The following is a 16,950-nucleotide window of genomic DNA, read 5'->3' on the forward strand; positions in this document are numbered from 1 at the left end:
CTCCGAGGTGGCCCCAGGCTAGCAACCCAGGAGGAAGGTTGCAAGGGGTCTAAGGCCGCCCCTCCTCGCCCCGCGCCAGGCGCTTGAGCAACGTGAAGTGCCCGGGGGCAAAGAGGAAGCGCTTTTTCCAGTACATCTGCAGCACCCACATCTTCATCGCGTCGTTGAAGAGGAACCAGGCCGCCGCGTACCCCCAGATGAAGAGCCCCCAGCCCCAGCCGACGGGGGTCATGAGCCCGAACCCGTAGACCGCGATCACCGTCCCCAGAAAGCGGGTCCCGAAGGTCGCCAGGTAGAGGATCGCGGAGGGCAGCGGGCGTTTAAAAAACCAGTCCTTGACCCGGGTGTTGTAGATCGTCCCGTGACCGGCGACGACCAGCTTGGTGAAGATGATCGACTGGATCAGGTCGTGGGGCAGCCGCCAGTACTCGTCGAGGAGGAAGAAAAGGGTGAAGGAGGAAGCGACCCCGGCAAACCCCAGCACGCTGGCCATGACCAGGATCTCGTACATGTCCCAGCGCACCGGCTTGGGGCTGATCTTGGCCCGGTCGTAGGCGATCGCCAGGATGGGGATGTCGTTGAGCAGGGCCAGAAGGATAATCATCAACGCGGTGACCGGGTAGAACCCGAGCAAGAGGATGGAAAAGGCCATGAAAAAGATCACCCGGATCGTCTCCGCGATGCGGTAGACGGTGTAGGCCTCCATCCGGCCGAAGATCTGGCGGGCGATCTCGATCGCCCGCACGATCACCCGCAACCCCGGGGCCAAGAGGACCAGCGCGGCCGCCGCCCGGGCGGCGTCGGTGGCCCCGGAGACGGCGATGCCCGCGTCCGCCTTGCGCAGCGCCGGGGCGTCGTTGACCCCGTCCCCGGTCATGCCCACGTAGTGCCCGGCCTTTTGCAACTTGTCGACGATGAAGTACTTGTCCTCGGGGAAGACCTCGGCGAAGCCATTGGCCTCCTCGATGAGGCGGATGATCTCCGACTCGTGGCGCTTGACGAAGCCACGGGGGAGCTTTTTGTTCTCCAGCTCCTTCCTGACCAGCTCGGCGATGGTCCTGGCCTTGGCCCGGGCCTCCTCCTCGGAGACGCCCTCCACCTCGAAGATCGCCTTTGCGATCACCTCGGCGAGGATCGCGTACTCCTCGTAGGTCTCCCCTTTCAGCTCGCGGGCGGAGAGGATGCGTTCGCCGATCCCCAGCAGGCGGGCGATGTAGCGCGCGATCGCCAGGTTGTCGCCGGTGACCATCTTGACCTCGACGCCGTAGCGCCGGGCCTCCTCGATCGCCGCCTTGGAGTCCGGGCGAGGCGGGTCGAAGAGCGGGATCAGGCCGACGAAGGTGTAGGCCTCGGCGTCCTCCGGCCGGTAGGCCACCCCCAGGGTGCGAAACCCGTTCTCGGCGAAGGCCTCGACCTGCTTTTGAGCCTCGGCACGGGCCGCGTCCTCCAGGCTGGAGAGCTCGAGGACGACCTGGGGCGCGCCCTTGGTCACCCAAAACCGCCGTCCCTCCCCCTCGACCAGGGCCTCGGTGCGCTTTTTCACCGGGTCGAAGGGAACGAAGCGCAGCTGCCGGTAGCGCGAAAGCCGCTCGTAGAGGCCCTTTTCCTTGAGCCACGCGAAGATCGGCGCCTCGATGGGGTCTTTGTTCTCCTCCTTCGAGGCCAGGGCGGCGTAGAACATCAGGTCCTCGGGGGTAAACCCCGCGACCACATAAGGGTCGGCGACGGTCATCCGGTTCTGGGTCAGGGTGCCGGTCTTGTCCGAGGCCAGGACGTCGATGCCGGCGAGCTCCTCGATCGAGGCCAGGCGGCTGACGATGACCTGCCGCCGGGCCAGACTGAGCGCTCCCACGGCCATCGTCACCGTCAGCACCGCCGGCAGGGCGACCGGGATCGAGGCCACGGTGAGCACCAGGGCGAAGCGAAGGATCTCCTCCCAGGGCCGCCCCCGCCCCAGCTCGACGATGACCATCACCGACACCACCAGGATCGCCAGCCCGATGAGGAAGTTGCCGACGCGGATGACGAGCTCCTGAAAGTGACTGCGCTCCTCGTGCTCGGCCCGCGCCACCAGCCGCACCGTGCGCCCGAAGTAGGTCTCCAAACCAGTGGCCACCACCAGGGCCAGCATCTCCCCCTGCTTGACGATGGAGTTGGAGTAGACGACGTCCCCGGGGCGCTTGGTCACCGGCAGGCTCTCGCCGGTGAGCGCCGACTGGTCGACGAGGAGGAAGTCCCCGCCCCCGATCAGCTTGGCGTCGGCGGGGACGATGTCCCCGATCTTGAGCTTGATGATGTCCCCGGGGACCAGCGCCCGGGCCTCGACCTCTTGCCAGGTGCCGTCGCGCAGGACGATCGCCTTCTTGGCAAGCTTTTCCTTCAAGACCGCGAGGGCGGAGAGGGCGCGGCTCTCCTGCCAGAAGTCGACCCCGGCGTTGACGAAGAGCATGATGAGGATGATCGCGAAGTCCTCCCACTTCTGGACCATCGCCGAGAGCAACGCGGCGGCCTCGATCATCCAGGGAATGGGCCCCCAGAACCGGCGCAGGATGCGATGCCAAAGGGGCTCTTCCTTTTCCGGGATCTCGTTGGGACCGTAGGTCTTGAGCCGGGCCTCGGCCTCCCGTTGCGAAAGCCCCCGTTCGGGGTCGGTCCCGAGGCGGCGGAGCGCCTCCTCGATGGGAAGGTCGGCGAACGCGTCAATCCTGGGCACGGCCCGCCTCCGCCTTCTTCTCGCGCCAGTCGTCGTAGATGATGTAGCTCCCCCAGGCGAGGACCGCGATTATCACCACCACCCCCAGCACCTCGAAGACACGAAACAAAGGATCTGCCGGCATCTTCCCTCCTTTTGGCCTTAGTCTACGCGGTGCAAAAGGGAGGTTAGCCCCGGGCCCGCAGGCGGCGCTCGATCCAGTCGGTGAAGAAGGTGAGGAGGGTGGTGAGCAAAAGGTAAACCCCGGCGACCGCGAGGTAGATCGGCACCGGGCGGAAGGTCGCGGAGATGATGCGCTGCCCGGCCATGACCAGCTCGAAGAGCCCGATCGTGTAGGCCAAGGAGGAGTCCTTCAAGAGGGCCACGACGTTGTTCACCAGCGGGGGGACGACGATCCGCACCGCCTGGGGAACGACGACGTGGCGCATGACCTGGGCCTGGGAGAGGCCGAGCGACTGCGCCGCCTCCCACTGCCCACGGGGAATGGCCAGGATGCCAGCGCGGATGACCTCGGCGTTGTAGGCCCCGACGTTGAAGGAGAGCGCGATGAAGGCCGCCCAGTAGTCGGTGAGGACCTCCTGCAAGGGCGGCGCGCCGAGGGCCTCGAGACGCCCCCAGAGCGGCGCGAGCAGGTAGGGCAGGCCGTTGTAGGCAAAGAGAATCTGCACCAAGAGCGGCGTGCCCCGCACCAGCCAGATGTAAAAGGCCGCGGGGAGGCGGAAGAGCGGGTTTTGGGAGAGCTTGGAGATGCCCGCGATCAGCCCCAGGACCAGCCCGGCGCTGGCGCTGATCACGGTGAGCTTGAGGGTGACCTCGGCGCCCCGGCGCAAAGAGTCGGCGTAGAAGGCCACCTTGGCGGGGGTGAAGTCCAGCGCCCGCAGGTAGACTGCAAGAGCTCGCGAGAGCAGCTCGAAGAACCCGAACCAGCCGAGCACGCCGAGGGCCAGGACCAAGAGCGCGAGTCCAAGGGTGCGAAGTCGCAAGGTGGGCTCCAAAGAAAAGGGGCCGGCGGGCCCCTTCCGGCCCGCCGGTCAACGCATTACTTGCAGCGGATGTCCTTACCGAACCACTTCTTGGAGATCTTCGCGTAGGTGCCGTCCTCGAGGATCGCGTCGAGGGCGTTGTTGAGGGCCGTCAGCAAGCCCTTGTTGCCCTTGGCCACGGCGATCCCGATCTCCTCCTTGTTCAGCAGGTCGGAGACCTGCAGCTTGACGCCACGCTTTTGGATCGCCTCCAGGGCGGTGAACTGGTCGGTGACCCAGGCGTCGACGCGCCCGGAGAGCAGGGCCTCGAGCGCCGCCGGGTTGGTCGGGAAGGTCTTGATCGCCTTCACCCCGGGGACGTTCTCGACCACCCAGTCGTAGTAGGTGGTGCCTACCTGCACCGCGACCACCTTGCCCTTGAGCTCCTCGGGGGTCTTGGGACCGCCGGGACGGGAGACGATCACGTTGCCCGTGCAGTAGTAGGGCTTGGAGAAGTCCACCGCCTTGGCCCGCTCCGGGGTGATCGTGTGAGAGGCGATGACGAAGTCGAAGCGGCCCTGGTTCAGCGCGATCAGCAGGGTGTCGAAGGGCTGGGCCTTCCACTCTGGCACAAGGCCGAGCTTCTCAGCCAAGGCGTTGCCGATGTCGATGTCGAAGCCGACCAGCTGGTTCTTCTCGTCAAAGTAGTTGAAGGGCGGGAACTCCCCTTCAGTGCCGATGACCACCTTGCCCGACTGCTTGATCTCGGCGAAGGTGCGGAACTTCGCCGCGAACCCAAGAGAAGCCAGAAGCAGGAACGCAAGACCAATGGTTAAATATTTCCTCATACGCGTCACCTCGAGCAGAATTATACATAGCTGTGCGCGTGACGTTGCGAATCGAAAAACTGGTGATCGGCGGCCTGGGGCTGGCCCGCACCGAGGAAGGGGTGGCCCTGGTCCGGGGCGGCCTTCCCGGGGAACGGGTCGAGGCCGAGGTGACGCGAAGAAAGCATCACCTCGAAGGGACGGTGGTGCGGGTGCTCGAACCCTCGCCGGAGCGGGAGACCCTGCCCCTGCCCCCGACCGCCGACCTCCCCCTGCGCTACCCGGCCCAGCTCGAGGTCAAGCAGGGCTTCGTCGAGGAAGCCCTCGCCCGCATCGGGCGGGTCGAGGCCGAGGTGGCCCCCATCCGCCCCTCGCCCAAGGCCCTCGGCTACCGCACCGCGGCCCAGTACCTGCGGTTGCCCACCGGCGGCCTCGGCTACCGCCACCCGAAAAGCCAGACCCCGGTCCCCATCGAGGCCGACCCGCTCGTCGCCCCCTGCGTCGAGGCCACCCGCCGCCAGCTGGCCACCTGGCCGCTGATCGACGTCCAGGAGGTGGCGATCAAGGGCAGCTTCAAGGAAGGCACGGCCCTGGTGGCCCTGATCAGCCCCACCCGCCGTGGCCTCGCCAAGATGGCCGAGCGCATGGTGGCCGAGGGAATCGCCGGGGTCTGGTGGGCGGAGGCCGACCCCAGGGGGCGCTTTCGCGGCCGCACCGCGCATCTGGCGGGGAAAAAGCTCTTAATGGAGGACTTCGGCGGGGTTCTTGCCCCGGTGGACCCGGTGACCTTCTCCCAGGTCAACCCCCTCGCCGCCGGAGCCCTCTTTCGGGAGGCCGCCGAACTGGCCGGCGAGGGGAAACGGGCGGTCGAGGTCTTCGCCGGGGTGGGTGTCTTGGGACTGCACCTGGCCAGGCGCTACCAGGAGGTGGAGGCGATCGAGATCCACGCCCGGGCGGTGCAGCTGGGGCAGAAAAACGCGCGCAAGCAAGGGGTGGAAAACCTGCGCTTTTTCCGGGAGGACGCGCGCGCCCTCGCAAAGCGGCTGCCTGCGGACCTGGTGGCCCTCGACCCCCCGCGGGCCGGGCTGAGCCCCGATCTGCGCGAGCACTTGATCGAACACGGGCCGAAAAAGCTGCTCTACGTCGCCTGCGACCCGGCGACCTGGGCCCGCGACCTCGGCGAGCTGGTCCGGCGCGGGGGCTACCGGCCGGCCTTCGTTCGGCCCTACGACTTCTTTCCTTACACCCACCACGTCGAGGTCCTCTCACTCTTGGTGCGGTAGAATCTCGGCCGTGCTGGCAAGACGCATCATCCCCTGCCTCGACGTCCACGCTGGACGCGTGGTCAAAGGGGTGAACTTCGTCGACCTCAGGGACGCCGGGGACCCGGTCGAGGCCGCCCGCGCCTACGACGCCGCCGGCGCCGACGAGCTGGTCTTCTTGGACATCACCGCTACCTTCGAGGCCCGAGCGATCATGCTGGAGATCGTCGAACGGGTGGCGGCCTCGGTCTTCATTCCCTTCACCGTGGGCGGCGGGGTGCGCAGCCTGGAGGACGCCCGCGCCCTGCTCCTCGCCGGCGCCGACAAGGTGAGCGTGAACTCGGCGGCGGTGCGCCGCCCGGCGCTGATCACTGAGCTCTCCGAGCACTTCGGCGCCCAAGCGGTGGTGCTGGCGATCGACGCCAAGCGCCGCGAGGACGGGGGCTGGGAGGTCTACGTCAAGGGGGGGCGCGAGCCCACCGGGCTGGACGCGGTGGCCTGGGCCCGCGAGGGCGAGCGGCTCGGGGCCGGGGAGATCCTTCTGACCTCAATGGACCGCGACGGGACCAAGGCGGGCTACGACCTCGAGCTCACCCGGGCAGTAGCCGAGGCAGTGGGCATCCCGGTGATCGCCTCCGGGGGCGCGGGCCGCCCCGAGCATTTCGCCGAGGCCTTCACCACCGGTCAGGCAGACGCCGCGCTCGCGGCCAGCGTCTTCCACTTCGGCGAGATCCCGATCCCCGAGCTCAAACGCTACCTGGCGGAGGCGGGCCTCCCCATCCGCCCCGCCGAGGAGGCCGCATGAACCTCGATCGGATCCGCTTCGACGAGCGCGGCCTGGTCCCGGTGATCCTGCAGAACGCCCAGACCGGTGAGGTCCTCACCCTGGCCTGGGCCAACCGCGAGGCGATCGAAAAGACCCTCGAGACCGGCTTCGCGCACTTCTTCTCCCGCTCCCGGCAACGCCTCTGGAAGAAGGGGGAAGAAAGCGGCAACGTCCAGGAGGTCGTCGAGGTCATCCTCGACTGCGACGGCGACGCGGTGCTCTACAAGGCGATCCCCCACGGCCCCGCCTGTCACACCGGGAAGCGTACCTGCTTCCACAACCCCATCAAGGCCCACCGCGAAGCCCGACCCACCCTCGGCGCGGTCACCGAGGAGGTGTTCGCCACCCTCCAAGCGCGGCTAAAGACCCTCCCCGAGGGGTCCTACGTGACCAGGCTGCACCGGGCCGGGCTGGACCGCCTGCTCAAGAAGATCGCGGAGGAGGCCGGCGAGGTCATCCTCGCAGCCAAGAACCGGGACCGGGACGAGCTTCGCTGGGAGGCCGCCGACCTCTACTTTCACCTGCTCCTGACCCTCGCCGAGCTGGGCCTCACCCCGGACGACCTGGCCGCGGAGCTGGCCCGGCGGCACCGCCCCCAGGAGCACCAGACCTAAGGCATGCAACGGCGCTGGATGCTGGTCCTGCTCCTTTGGACCCTTCCCCTCGCCCTCGGAGCCCGGCTCGCGGGGCTTGAGCTCGGCGTCCCCGGCCCCGCCTTCGACCCCGCCCGGCTCGAGACCTACCGCATCGAGGACCCCCGCCGGGTCTTCACCGCCGACGACCCGGCGATCGTCTTCGTCCTCACCTGGCGCTTTGCGGCCGCGGACGTGGGGCGTCTTCCGGTGGAGCTCTACCTCTTACCCCCCAAGGGATCCCTGGTCCGGATCGCCTACCCCCTCGAGGTCCGGCCGGCCTGGATCGGGCGCGCGATCCGCACCTACGCCTACCTCCACCTCACCCCCGAGAAGGTTCGCGCCCATCCGGGAACCTGGACGGTGTACGTCCTCTTCAACGGCGAGCTCAAGGGCCAGGCCACCTTCCGGCTAGAATGAGCCCCATGGTCACGACCCGCATCGCCCCCTCCCCCACCGGCGACCCCCACGTGGGCACCGCCTACATCGCGCTCTTCAACTACGTCTGGGCGCGGAAACACCGGGGGCGCTTCATCGTCCGCATCGAGGACACCGACCGCGCCCGCTACGTCCCCGGGGCCGAGGCGCGCATCCTGGAGATGCTGCGCTGGCTCGGGCTGGACTACGACGAGGGACCGGACAAGGGCGGGCCCCACGCCCCCTACCGGCAGTCCGAGCGGCTCCCGATCTACCGCGCGCAGGCGGAGAAGCTGATCCAGCTGGGCTGGGCCTACCGGGCCTTCGAAACCCCCGAGGAGCTCGAACGAATCCGCAAGGAGAAGGGCGGCTACGACGGCCGCGCCCGGAACATCCCACCGGAGGAGGCCGAGGCCCGGGCGGCCGCGGGCGAGCCCCACGTAATCCGCCTCAAGGTGCCCCGGCCGGGGACCACCGAGGTCAAGGACGAGCTTCGGGGGACCGTGGTCTACGACAACCAGGAGATCCCCGACGCGGTGCTCTTGAAGTCCGACGGCTACCCCACCTACCACCTGGCCAACGTCGTCGACGACCACCTGATGGGGGTCACCGACGTCATCCGCGGGGAGGAGTGGCTGGTCTCCACCCCAATCCACGTGCTGCTCTATCGGGCCTTCGGCTGGCCGCTGCCCAAGTTCTACCACATGCCCCTGCTGCGCGCCCCGGGCGGGGCCAAGCTCTCGAAAAGGACCGGCCACACCAGCGTCGAGGCGTTCCGGTCCCAGGGCATCCTGCCCGAAGCGCTTTTGAACTACCTCGCGCTGATGGGCTTTTCCATGCCCGACGGACGGGAGATCTTCAGCCTCGAGGAGATGATCGAGGCCTTTGACTGGAAACGGGTCCACGTCGGCGCGCCGGTCTTCGACTACGAGAAGCTAATCTGGATGAACGGCAAGTACATCCGCGAGGTGCTGAGCCTGGAGGCGCTCGCCGAGCGGGTCAAGCCCTTCCTGCGCGCCGCGGGGTTGGACTGGAAGTCCGAAGCCTATTTAAAGCGGGTCCTGGAGCTGATGCGCCCGCGGTTTGAGACCCTTCAGGAGTTCGTGGAGAAGGCCCGCTACTTCTTTACCGACGACTTCGACTACGAGGAGAAGGCGCTCAAGGAGATCGAGAAGGGGGCGGAGATCCTGCGGGCGCTCCGGGAGGTCCTGGCCAGCCTGCCGGACTTCGATCAGGCCACGACCGAGGCCGCGCTCAAAGGGTTCGCCGAGGAGCGCGGGCTCAAGCTGCGCAAGGTGATGCAGCCCCTGCGCGCGGCGATCAGCGGCCGCCTGGCCACCCCGGGAATGTACGAGATGCTCGAGGTCTTGGGCAAGGAAACCGTGCTAAGGCGCATTGACCGGGCGCTCGCGCGCGTAGAATCGTAGCCGATGTCCTGGTTCAACCGACTCAAGCAGGGGCTCAAGAAGACCAAGGACGCCCTAACCCAGGCCGTGCCCTGGGGCGGCGACCCGGAAGAGGTCCTGGAAGAGCTGGAGTTCGCCTTGATCGCCGCCGACGTCGGCGTGGAGGCCGCCAAGGAGATCATCGAGGAGGTCCGGGCCAAGAACGCCCGGGACCTCAAGGAGGCCACCAAGCAGGCGATCATGCTCCAGCTCGAGCCCGACGAGCGCCGGCGCAAGCTGCGCAAGCTCGGCTTCAAGCCCGACGCGCGGAAAAAGCTCGTCGAGCCCAAGGGCCACGTCGTCCTGATGGTCGGGGTGAATGGGGTCGGCAAGACCACCACGATCGCCAAGCTCGGCCAGTACTACCAGGCGGCGGGGAAAAAGGTCCTCTTCGCCGCCGGGGACACCTTCCGCGCCGCCGGCGGCACCCAGCTCGAGGTCTGGGGGGAGCGGCTCGGCATCCCGGTGATCAGCGCGCCGCCCGGCGCGGATCCCGCAGCGCTGGCCTTCGACGCCGCCCAGGCGCGCAAGGCCCGGGGGTACGACCTCCTCTTCGTGGACACCGCCGGTCGGCTGCACACCAAGAAGAACCTGATGGAGGAGCTGAAGAAGGTCAAACGGGCGATCGGCAAGGCCGATCCCGGAGAGCCCGGGGAGGTCTGGCTGGTCCTCGACGCCACCGTGGGCCAAAACGGCCTGAACCAGGCCCGGGCCTTCCACGAGGCGGTGGGCCTGACCGGGGTCGTGGTCACCAAGCTCGACGGCACCGCCAAGGGCGGGATCCTCATTCCGATCGTGCGCACCCTCGGGGTGCCGATCAAGTTCATCGGGGTCGGCGAAGGGCCGGAGGACCTGCAGCCCTTCGACGCCGGAGCCTACGCCGAGGCCCTTTTGGGGGAGGCCGCGTGAAACGGGAGACCCAAAACCTCCTCCTGTTGACCTTCGCCTGGGTGGTCGCGATCGTGGCCACCGCGGGCAGCCTCTACTTCTCGCAGGTGCGGGGCTTCATCCCCTGCGAGCTCTGCTGGTACCAGCGGATCATGATGTACCCGCTGGTGCTGATCCTGGGCCTTGCGGTCTACCGCGCCGAGGCCCGGATCCGCCCCTACGTCCTCACCCTGGCCGGGGTTGGTGCGGTGATCAGCACCCTGCACTACCTGGAGCAAAAGCTCCCGGGCTTCCAGCCGACGGCCTGCAAGGCCACGCCGATCCCCTGCAACCTGCAATACGTCAACTACTTCGGCTTCATCACCATCCCGCTGATGGCCCTCACCGCGTTCCTATTGATCCTGACGGCGATGAGCCTGGTGCGGGAGGACTAGGCCGGGGCGAGGGCCTTGCGCGCGGTCTCGGCCAGCCGCTCGAAGCGCAGCTGGGTGAACGGCCGGCCCTCGAGCTCGAGCCCCTCCGGCCCCAGGTGCAGGTGGAGGTGCTTGAGCGCCTTCATCGGGCGGATGCCCACGTGCCGGTCCTCGGCGTGGGGCTCGCTGACGTAGGCGAAGAAGAAGCGCTCCTCGTTCTCCGGATAGGCCAGCGAGGCGCTCATGATCCGCGTCGGCCAGGGGTAGGGCTTGGTCAGGCGGTAGATCGCCGCGGGAAAGTTGGCCTCGACGATGAAGCGGACCCCCTTCTCCCGGGCATAGGTCCGCATCCACTCGAGCAGCTCGGCCCAGGCCTCGTAAAGTGCGGCGTCGCTCATACGCCCATCTTACGCCAGGCTAAAGTGACAAACGACCGTGGAGGCCCGCGCCCTGCCCCCGCTTCCCGAGTCCCCCGGCGTCTACCTCTTCAAGCGCGGGGAGGGGGTCCTCTACGTCGGCAAGGCCAAGAACCTGCGGGCGCGGGTGCGCAGCTACTTCCCCGGGGAGGGCAAGGCCGCGGAGATCCGCGAGGCCGCCGATGCCCTGGAGTTCATCGTCGCCCGCGACGAGGTCGAGGCCCTCCTGCTCGAGGCCAACCTGATCAAGGCCCACCGCCCGCCGTTCAACGTCCTTTTGAAGGACGACAAGCACTACCCCTTTTTGAAGCTCACCCGCGAACCCTTCCCGATGCTCAAGCTGGTGCGCCAGGTCAAGGAGGACGGGGCCCGCTACTGGGGTCCCTTTCCCAACGCCGGGGCGGTGCGCCGCATCCAGGCCTTCGTCGACCGCCACTTTCGGCTGCGAAAGAACTCCGGCAGCCCGATGAAGCCCCGGCGCCGTCCCTGCCTGAACCACGCGATGGGGCGCTGCCTGGCGCCCTGCGCCGGGCTCGCCGACCCCGAGGCCTACGCCCGCGAGGTCCAGCGGGTGACCCGGGTCCTCGACGGCGAGGTGGACGCGGTCCTCGCCGAGCTCGAGGCCGAGATGCGGGAGGCCGCGCGGGCCCTGCTCTTCGAGCGCGCCGCCGCGCTCAGGGACACGATCCAGGCCCTCAAGGCGTTCTTCGCCACCGAGCAGCAGGCGGTGCTCAAGGCGCACGCGGACCTGGACTTCGTCGGCCTGGCCCGTAGCGGGGGGTACGCCAGCGTGCAGCTCTTCCAGGTGCGCAAGGGCCGGGTCCTCGGCCGCGTGGCCCGCTTCGTCGAGGACGTCGGCGAGGTGGAGAACGAGGCCCTGCTCTATGCCTTCTTGCGCGACTACTACCTCGAAGCCCACCCCCTGCCGAGGGCGGTGCTCCTCCCCTTTCCCATCCCGGAACAGACCACGCTGGAAGCGGCGCTTGGGCGGCGGGCCGGACGCAAGGTCGCGCTCAAGGTGCCCCGCCGCGGGGAAAAGCGGCGCCTCCTTGAGCTCGCCGCCAAGAACGCCGCCGAGGCGCTGAAGGCGGAGCTCTCCCACCTGGAGAACAAGGGCGACCACCCGGCCCTCAAGAGCCTCAAGGCCCACCTCGGTCTCGACGCCCGCCCCTATCGCATCGAGGGCTTCGACATCAGCACCCTCTTCGGCGAGGACACCGTGGCCTCGATCGTCGTCTTTGAAGGCGGGCGCCCCAAGAAGGCCGACTACCGCCGGCTGATCATTCGCACGGTCAAGGGCCACCCCGACGACTACGCCGCGATGGAGGAGGCGGTGCGGCGGCGCTTTTCCGGAAAGCTCGCCGAACGCCCCCCGCCGGACCTGCTCCTGATCGACGGCGGGCTGGGCCAGCTGCGCGCCGCCGAGGCTGGGCTCCGCGCCGCGGGCCTGGCGCTCCCCCTGGTCGGGCTGGAAAAGCGCCAGGAGACCCTGGTCCTGCCCTCGGGACGGCGGCTCGCCCTGCCCCTCGACGACCCCGGGCTCCGCCTCTTGATCCACATCCGCGACGAGGCCCACCGGGTGGCGCTGCGCTTTGGCCGCGAACGGCGCAAAAAGCGCGCCTTAAAGAGCGTCTTCGACGGGCTTCCGGGCATCGGGCCAAAACGCAAAAAGGCCCTCTTGGAGGCCTTCTCCAGCCTGGAGGAGGTCCGGGCCGCCCCGGTGGAGGCGCTGGCCCGCCTCCCCGGCTTCAACCGCCGCGCGGCGGCGGCCTTGAAGGCCGCCCTTGAAGAAGAAACCGCGACCTCGGGGTAGGATGGGGCCTCGATGCTGGACGTCAAGGCACGCCTCCGCGAAGCGCTCAAGACCGCGCTCCAAACGCTCGAGATCCCCTACGACGGCCCGATCCCCCTGGAGCTCGCCCCCAAGGACAAACCCGGCGACTACGGCACCCCGCTTCCCTTTCAGCTGGCCCGCGTCCTGAGGGAGCCGCCCCCGAAGATCGCCGAACGGCTCAAGGCCGCCCTCCCCCCCATCGAAGGGGTCGTGGCGGTCCACGCGGTGGGGGGCTTCTTGAACTTCGCCCTGGCGCCGGGCTTTCTGGCCAAGGCCGCGAGCACGCCCCCCGAGCCCTTCCCCAAGCAAGGCCCCAAGGTCGCCGTCGAGCACACCTCGGTGAATCCCAACAAGGAGCTGCACATCGGCCACCTGCGCAACGTCGCCCTGGGGGACGCGATCGCCCGGGTGCTGGACTACGCGGGTCATCCGGTCGAGGTCGAGAACTACATCGACGACACCGGGCGCCAGGCCGCGGAGAGCCTCTACGCGATCCGCCGCTACCAGGCCCAGCCCGAGGCGGGGGAGAAGTACGACCACTTCGCCGGACGCCTCTACGTGCGCCTGCACCAGGAGCTCGCCGACGAGGCCACCCGGGCGGCCCTCGAGCCCGAGATCCGGGCGGTGATCCAGGCCCTCGAGGCCGGCCGGCTGCGGCGCGAGGTGGAGGCGATCCTGAACGCCCAGCTGCTCACGATGTGGCGGCTGGGGGCGGAGTACGACGTCTTGATCTGGGAGTCGGACCTGGTGCGCGAGGGCCTCTTGGAGCAGGCGCTGGCCCTCCTCAAGAAGACGCCCTACGTCTTCGAGCCCACCGAGGGCAAGTACCGGGGGGCCCTCGTCTTCGACACCTCGGCCTTCATCCCCGGGCTCGAGGATCCCTACCTAGTCCTGGTCCGCTCCGACGGCACCGCGACCTACACCGCCAAGGACATCGCCCTCCAGTTCTGGAAGATGGGGCTCTTGGAGGGGCTCAGGTTCCGCCACTACACCGACCAGCCCTCGGGACGGCCGCTCTACACCAGCGCCCCCGACGGCGAGGCGATGCCCTTCGGCCAGGCGGCGATCACGATCAACGTCATCGACGTGCGCCAGAGCTATCCCCAGGAGGTGCTCAAGGCCGCGCTCCGCGCCCTCGGCCGTGACGACCTCGCCGCCGCCCACCACCACCTGGCCTACGAGACGGTCCTCTTGGAGGGCCGCCCCCTCTCCGGGCGAAAGGGGCACGTCGTCAGCGTCGACGCGCTCATCCAGGAAGCGGTGGCCCGGGCCCGGGCGGTGGTCGCCGAGAAGAACCCCGACCACCCGGACCCCGAGCTCGCCGCCGAGCAGGTGGGGATCGGGGCGATCCGCTTTGCCATGGTGAAGGCCGAACCCCGCCGCCAGATCGACTTCCGCTGGGAGCAGGCGCTCTCCTTCGAGGGGGACGCCGGCCCCTACCTGCAGTACGCCCACGCCCGCGCCGCCTCGATCTTGAGGAAGGCAAAGGCAAAGGGCCTGGACCCCATGGCCCCGGTCCCCGAGGCGGCGTTCGCCGCCGCGACCCCATACGAGGCCGCGCTCGCCAAGGCCCTCCTGGGGTTTCCCGAGGCGGTCCAAAAGAGCGCCGCGGAGACGAGCCCGCACCTGCTCGCCAACTTCCTCCTCGACCTCGCCGCGGCCTGGAACGCCTACTACAACGCCAAGGAAAAGGGGCAACCGGCGACCCCGGTGCTCGCCGCCCCCGAAGGGCTGCGCGAGCTCCGGCTCAGGCTGGTCTGGGTGGTCAAGGAAACCCTCCGCCAGGGCCTCTGGCTCCTCGGGGTGCCGGCCCCGGAGGTGATGTAAAAGCCACCCGATCGCGCCGTTATACTTGAGCGAGATGAAGCCTCTCTTGGCGCTGGTCCTGGGTTTTGGCCTGGCCCTGGCGGCGGTCACCGATCCTGCCGAGGTCGCGCGGATCAAGGCGGTGGAGGCTGCCCGGCCCGCGGTGGTGCGCGTCCAAGGCCAGGCCAGCTACGCCGAGAGCGAACCGGTCTGGGGTTCGGGGTTCTTCTACGCCGCCCACCGCCTGGTCACCAACTTCCACGTCATCGAGGGACTGGAGAAGATCACCGTGACCTTCGCCGACGGCTCCAACCACCCGGCCTGGGTCTTCGCCGTCGACAAGGGCCTGGACCTCGCGCTGCTCGAGGTCGAGGCCAGCGCCCCGGCGATCCTCAACTTTAGCCCGGAGGCCCCGGTCGTGGGCCAGACCGCGCTCTTGATCTCCAGCCCCTACGGCCGCCTGAACCTGGTCTCCCAGGGCATCGTCGCCGGCGTCGGCCCCTTCGAGGACGCCGCCGGGCTCGGCGGGGAGATCGGGGTGGAGATCTATCAGGTCGTCTACACCGACGCCGAGGTCCACCCCGGCAGCTCCGGCGGCCCGCTGATCGACCTGCAGGGCCGGGTCCTGGGCATCGTCGACGCGGTGCTCGGCGGCCCCAGCGCCGCGAGCGGGGTGGGCATGGCGATCCCCGCCGACCTCGCGCGCCAGAGCATCCAGGACCTCGAGACCTACGGCTACCCCCAACGAGGCTGGCTGGGGGTCAAGCTCGTCGATCTCTCCGAGCTGGACCCGGTCTTGCTGCGCGCGGTCGGGCTGGTCAGCCAGGAAGGGACGATGATCGACCGGGTCGAGCCCGGCTCGCCGGCGGAACAGGCCGGGCTGCGCGGGGCCGAGCGCGATCAGCTCGGCAAGCTGTTGAGCCTCGGCGACGTGATTCTGGCGGTGGACGGCAAGCCGGTGAAGAACCGCTTCGAGGTCATCCAGGCCATCGCCCGCCACCGTCCCGGAGACAAGGCCCGGCTGCTGATCTGGCGCAACGGCCGGCGGCTCGAGGTCGAGGTCACCCTCAGCGTGCGCAGACCCAAGTGAAGCGGCTCGACGCCCTCTTCGCCCTGCTCGGCGCCCCGGCGCCGCCCCTACCCGTCACCGGCCTCACCCACGACTCGCGGCGGGTGCGGCCGGGGATGATCTTCTTCGCCCTCCCCGGTCAGAAGACCGACGGCCACCGCTTCGTGCCCGACGCCCTGGCGCGGGGCGCGGTGGCGGTCGTCGGCGAGGCCGAGGAGGCGCTCCCCGTGCCCTATGCCCGGGTGGCCAACGCCCGCGCCGCCCTGGCCCGGCTTGCCGCCGCCTTCCACGGCTGGCCCAGCCGGGCCATGACCGTGATCGGGGTGACCGGCACCGACGGTAAGACCACGACCAGCCACCTCATCCACCACCTGCTCAACGCCTTGGCCGGGCCCAGCGGCCTCGTCGGCTCGGTGGGCTACGCCTTCGGGGAGACCTGGCGCGTGCCCGAGGGGCACTTCACCACCCCCGAGGCCCCCGAGCTCCAGGCGGTCCTCGCCGAGATGAAACGATCAGGGCTCGCCCGGGTGGTGATCGAGACCAGCTCCCACGCCCTGGCCCAGCACCGGGTGGACGAGGTGGACTACGACCTCGCGGTCTGGACCCACCTGGCCCCCGAGCACCTGGACTTTCACGGAGACCTCGAGGGCTACTTCGACGCCAAGGCCACGCTGGTGCGCCGCGCTCGCCTTGCGGTCTTGAACGCCCGCTGCCCCTACGCCCGCCGGCTCACCGACCGCCCCCACCGCCTCTACGGTCCCGGGGGCACGCTCTCGGCGAAGGAGATCGTCGAGGGGCCGGAAGGCCTGACCTTCACCCTGGTGGCCGGCACCGCGGCCTACCCGGTCCGGCTGCCGATGATCGGCCGCTTCAACGTTGAAAACGCCCTGGCCGCGCTGGCCGCGATCCAGGCCCTGGGGCTGGACCTCGCCGCCGCCGTCGAGGCGCTCGCGGCCTTCCCCGGGGTGCCCGGACGGATGCAGGTCGTCGTCCCCGGCCCGGTGCGCGCGGTGGTGGACTTCGCCCACACCCCAGAGGCGCTCGAAAAGGCGCTAGAGGCCCTGCGCCCGACGACTCAGGGCCGGCTGATCGCGGTCTTCGGCGCCGCCGGCGAGCGCGACCCGATGAAGCGGCGCCCCCTCGGCCGGGTCGCGGCCAGGCACGCCGACGCGGTGATCCTCACCGAGGAGGACCACCGCAGCGAGCCCCTGGAGGCGATCCTCGCCGAGCTCGCCGCCGGGGCCCGGGAGGGGCGCGCCGAGGTTTGGATCGAGCCCGACCGGCGGGAAGCGATCCGCCTCGCGGCACGCCTGGCGCGGCCCGGGGACACCGTCCTCTTCGCCGGGAAGGGGCACGAGCACACCCTCGAGCGGGACCGGGAAACCCTTCCCTGGGACGAGGTGGCCGAGGTCCGCCGCGCCTTCAGCGTAGATTAAGGGC

16 protein-coding genes are annotated in these 16,950 nt (G+C 69.2%); 11 read left to right on the forward strand and 5 right to left on the reverse strand.

Annotated elements, in window-relative coordinates:
* Window positions 1-49: 49 nt before the first annotated feature.
* Genes ACZ48Y_RS04590 through ACZ48Y_RS04605 form a run of 4 tightly spaced genes read right to left on the reverse strand, consistent with a single transcriptional unit; the run spans window position 50 to window position 4,523 of the window.
* Window positions 50-2,713: a plasma-membrane proton-efflux P-type ATPase gene (locus ACZ48Y_RS04590; protein WP_464742616.1), complete on the reverse strand. Its 2,664-nt coding sequence runs from the start codon at window positions 2,711-2,713 to the stop codon at window positions 50-52.
* The gene (locus ACZ48Y_RS04595) at window positions 2,700-2,837 is read right to left on the reverse strand and encodes a hypothetical protein (RefSeq protein WP_464742618.1); all 138 of its coding nucleotides are present in this window, start codon (window positions 2,835-2,837) and stop codon (window positions 2,700-2,702) included. The genes ACZ48Y_RS04590 and ACZ48Y_RS04595 overlap by 14 nt, the downstream gene beginning before the upstream one ends.
* Before the next feature lie 43 nt (window positions 2,838-2,880).
* Entirely contained in the window at window positions 2,881-3,696 is an 816-nt protein-coding gene (locus ACZ48Y_RS04600; RefSeq protein WP_464742620.1) for an amino acid ABC transporter permease, read from the reverse strand.
* 56 nt (window positions 3,697-3,752) lie between these two features.
* Complete coding sequence (locus ACZ48Y_RS04605) at window positions 3,753-4,523, reverse strand: ABC transporter substrate-binding protein (RefSeq protein WP_464742622.1); 771 nt, start codon at window positions 4,521-4,523, stop codon at window positions 3,753-3,755.
* A 32-nt stretch (window positions 4,524-4,555) separates the two neighbouring features.
* Between ACZ48Y_RS04605 and ACZ48Y_RS04610 the strand changes: the two genes are divergently transcribed.
* From ACZ48Y_RS04610 to ACZ48Y_RS04640, 7 genes are read left to right on the forward strand one after another with little or no spacing between them, the layout of a single operon-like run.
* A complete protein-coding gene (locus ACZ48Y_RS04610; RefSeq protein ID WP_464742624.1) occupies window positions 4,556-5,785 on the forward strand; it encodes a class I SAM-dependent RNA methyltransferase in 1,230 nt (409 codons plus the stop codon).
* Between the two features lie 10 nt (window positions 5,786-5,795).
* Window positions 5,796-6,569: an imidazole glycerol phosphate synthase subunit HisF gene (gene hisF, locus ACZ48Y_RS04615; RefSeq protein ID WP_464742626.1), complete on the forward strand. Its 774-nt coding sequence runs from the start codon at window positions 5,796-5,798 to the stop codon at window positions 6,567-6,569.
* Window positions 6,566-7,204, forward strand: a complete 639-nt coding sequence (hisIE, locus tag ACZ48Y_RS04620) for a bifunctional phosphoribosyl-AMP cyclohydrolase/phosphoribosyl-ATP diphosphatase HisIE (RefSeq protein WP_464742628.1) — start codon at window positions 6,566-6,568, stop codon at window positions 7,202-7,204. Before hisF ends, hisIE begins: the two co-directional genes overlap by 4 nt.
* Before the next feature lie 3 nt (window positions 7,205-7,207).
* The gene (locus tag ACZ48Y_RS04625; RefSeq protein ID WP_464742630.1) at window positions 7,208-7,642 is read left to right on the forward strand and encodes a hypothetical protein; all 435 of its coding nucleotides are present in this window, start codon (window positions 7,208-7,210) and stop codon (window positions 7,640-7,642) included.
* A gap of 5 nt (window positions 7,643-7,647) precedes the next feature.
* Window positions 7,648-9,066 carry a glutamate--tRNA ligase gene (gltX, locus tag ACZ48Y_RS04630; RefSeq protein ID WP_464742632.1) on the forward strand — a complete coding sequence of 473 codons (1,419 nt, stop codon included), beginning with the start codon at window positions 7,648-7,650 and terminating at the stop codon, window positions 9,064-9,066.
* A 3-nt stretch (window positions 9,067-9,069) separates the two neighbouring features.
* Window positions 9,070-9,993, forward strand: coding sequence for a signal recognition particle-docking protein FtsY (gene ftsY / locus ACZ48Y_RS04635; RefSeq protein WP_464742634.1), 924 nt, complete (start codon window positions 9,070-9,072; stop codon window positions 9,991-9,993).
* Entirely contained in the window at window positions 9,990-10,406 is a 417-nt protein-coding gene (locus tag ACZ48Y_RS04640) for a disulfide oxidoreductase (protein WP_464742636.1), read from the forward strand. Before ftsY ends, ACZ48Y_RS04640 begins: the two co-directional genes overlap by 4 nt.
* On the opposite strand, the gene ACZ48Y_RS04645 is transcribed toward ACZ48Y_RS04640, so the two are convergent.
* A complete protein-coding gene (locus ACZ48Y_RS04645) occupies window positions 10,403-10,783 on the reverse strand; it encodes an NADH-quinone oxidoreductase subunit 15 (protein ID WP_464742638.1) in 381 nt (126 codons plus the stop codon). The genes ACZ48Y_RS04640 and ACZ48Y_RS04645 overlap by 4 nt on opposite strands.
* 37 nt (window positions 10,784-10,820) lie before the next feature.
* On the opposite strand from ACZ48Y_RS04645, the gene uvrC reads away from it, so the two are divergent.
* From uvrC to ACZ48Y_RS04665, 4 genes are read left to right on the forward strand one after another with little or no spacing between them, the layout of a single operon-like run.
* Window positions 10,821-12,614 (forward strand): excinuclease ABC subunit UvrC, encoded by a 1,794-nt coding sequence (uvrC, locus tag ACZ48Y_RS04650; RefSeq protein WP_464742640.1) that lies wholly within the window; start codon window positions 10,821-10,823, stop codon window positions 12,612-12,614.
* A 12-nt stretch (window positions 12,615-12,626) separates the two neighbouring features.
* Entirely contained in the window at window positions 12,627-14,462 is a 1,836-nt protein-coding gene (locus tag ACZ48Y_RS04655) for an arginine--tRNA ligase (RefSeq protein ID WP_464742642.1), read from the forward strand.
* A 34-nt stretch (window positions 14,463-14,496) separates the two neighbouring features.
* Window positions 14,497-15,531 carry a S1C family serine protease gene (locus tag ACZ48Y_RS04660; RefSeq protein WP_464742644.1) on the forward strand — a complete coding sequence of 345 codons (1,035 nt, stop codon included), beginning with the start codon at window positions 14,497-14,499 and terminating at the stop codon, window positions 15,529-15,531.
* A complete protein-coding gene (locus ACZ48Y_RS04665) occupies window positions 15,528-16,946 on the forward strand; it encodes a UDP-N-acetylmuramoyl-L-alanyl-D-glutamate--2,6-diaminopimelate ligase (RefSeq protein ID WP_464742646.1) in 1,419 nt (472 codons plus the stop codon). Before ACZ48Y_RS04660 ends, ACZ48Y_RS04665 begins: the two co-directional genes overlap by 4 nt.
* Window positions 16,947-16,950: the final 4 nt, after the last annotated feature.

Source organism: Rhabdothermus arcticus, assembly GCF_055382915.1.

Excerpts from the sequence above, each read along its gene's own strand:
- gltX (WP_464742632.1), top strand. The coding sequence starts at position 7,648 with ATGGTCACGACCCGCATCGCCCCCTCCCCCACCGGCGACCCCCACGTG.
- ACZ48Y_RS04605 (WP_464742622.1), bottom strand. The coding sequence starts at position 4,523 with ATGAGGAAATATTTAACCATTGGTCTTGCGTTCCTGCTTCTGGCTTCT.
- ACZ48Y_RS04645 (WP_464742638.1), bottom strand. The coding sequence starts at position 10,783 with ATGAGCGACGCCGCACTTTACGAGGCCTGGGCCGAGCTGCTCGAGTGG.
- ACZ48Y_RS04655 (WP_464742642.1), top strand. The coding sequence starts at position 12,627 with ATGCTGGACGTCAAGGCACGCCTCCGCGAAGCGCTCAAGACCGCGCTC.
- ACZ48Y_RS04660 (WP_464742644.1), top strand. The coding sequence starts at position 14,497 with ATGAAGCCTCTCTTGGCGCTGGTCCTGGGTTTTGGCCTGGCCCTGGCG.
- ACZ48Y_RS04625 (WP_464742630.1), top strand. The coding sequence starts at position 7,208 with ATGCAACGGCGCTGGATGCTGGTCCTGCTCCTTTGGACCCTTCCCCTC.
- hisIE (WP_464742628.1), top strand. The coding sequence starts at position 6,566 with ATGAACCTCGATCGGATCCGCTTCGACGAGCGCGGCCTGGTCCCGGTG.
- ftsY (WP_464742634.1), top strand. The coding sequence starts at position 9,070 with ATGTCCTGGTTCAACCGACTCAAGCAGGGGCTCAAGAAGACCAAGGAC.
- ACZ48Y_RS04595 (WP_464742618.1), bottom strand. The coding sequence starts at position 2,837 with ATGCCGGCAGATCCTTTGTTTCGTGTCTTCGAGGTGCTGGGGGTGGTG.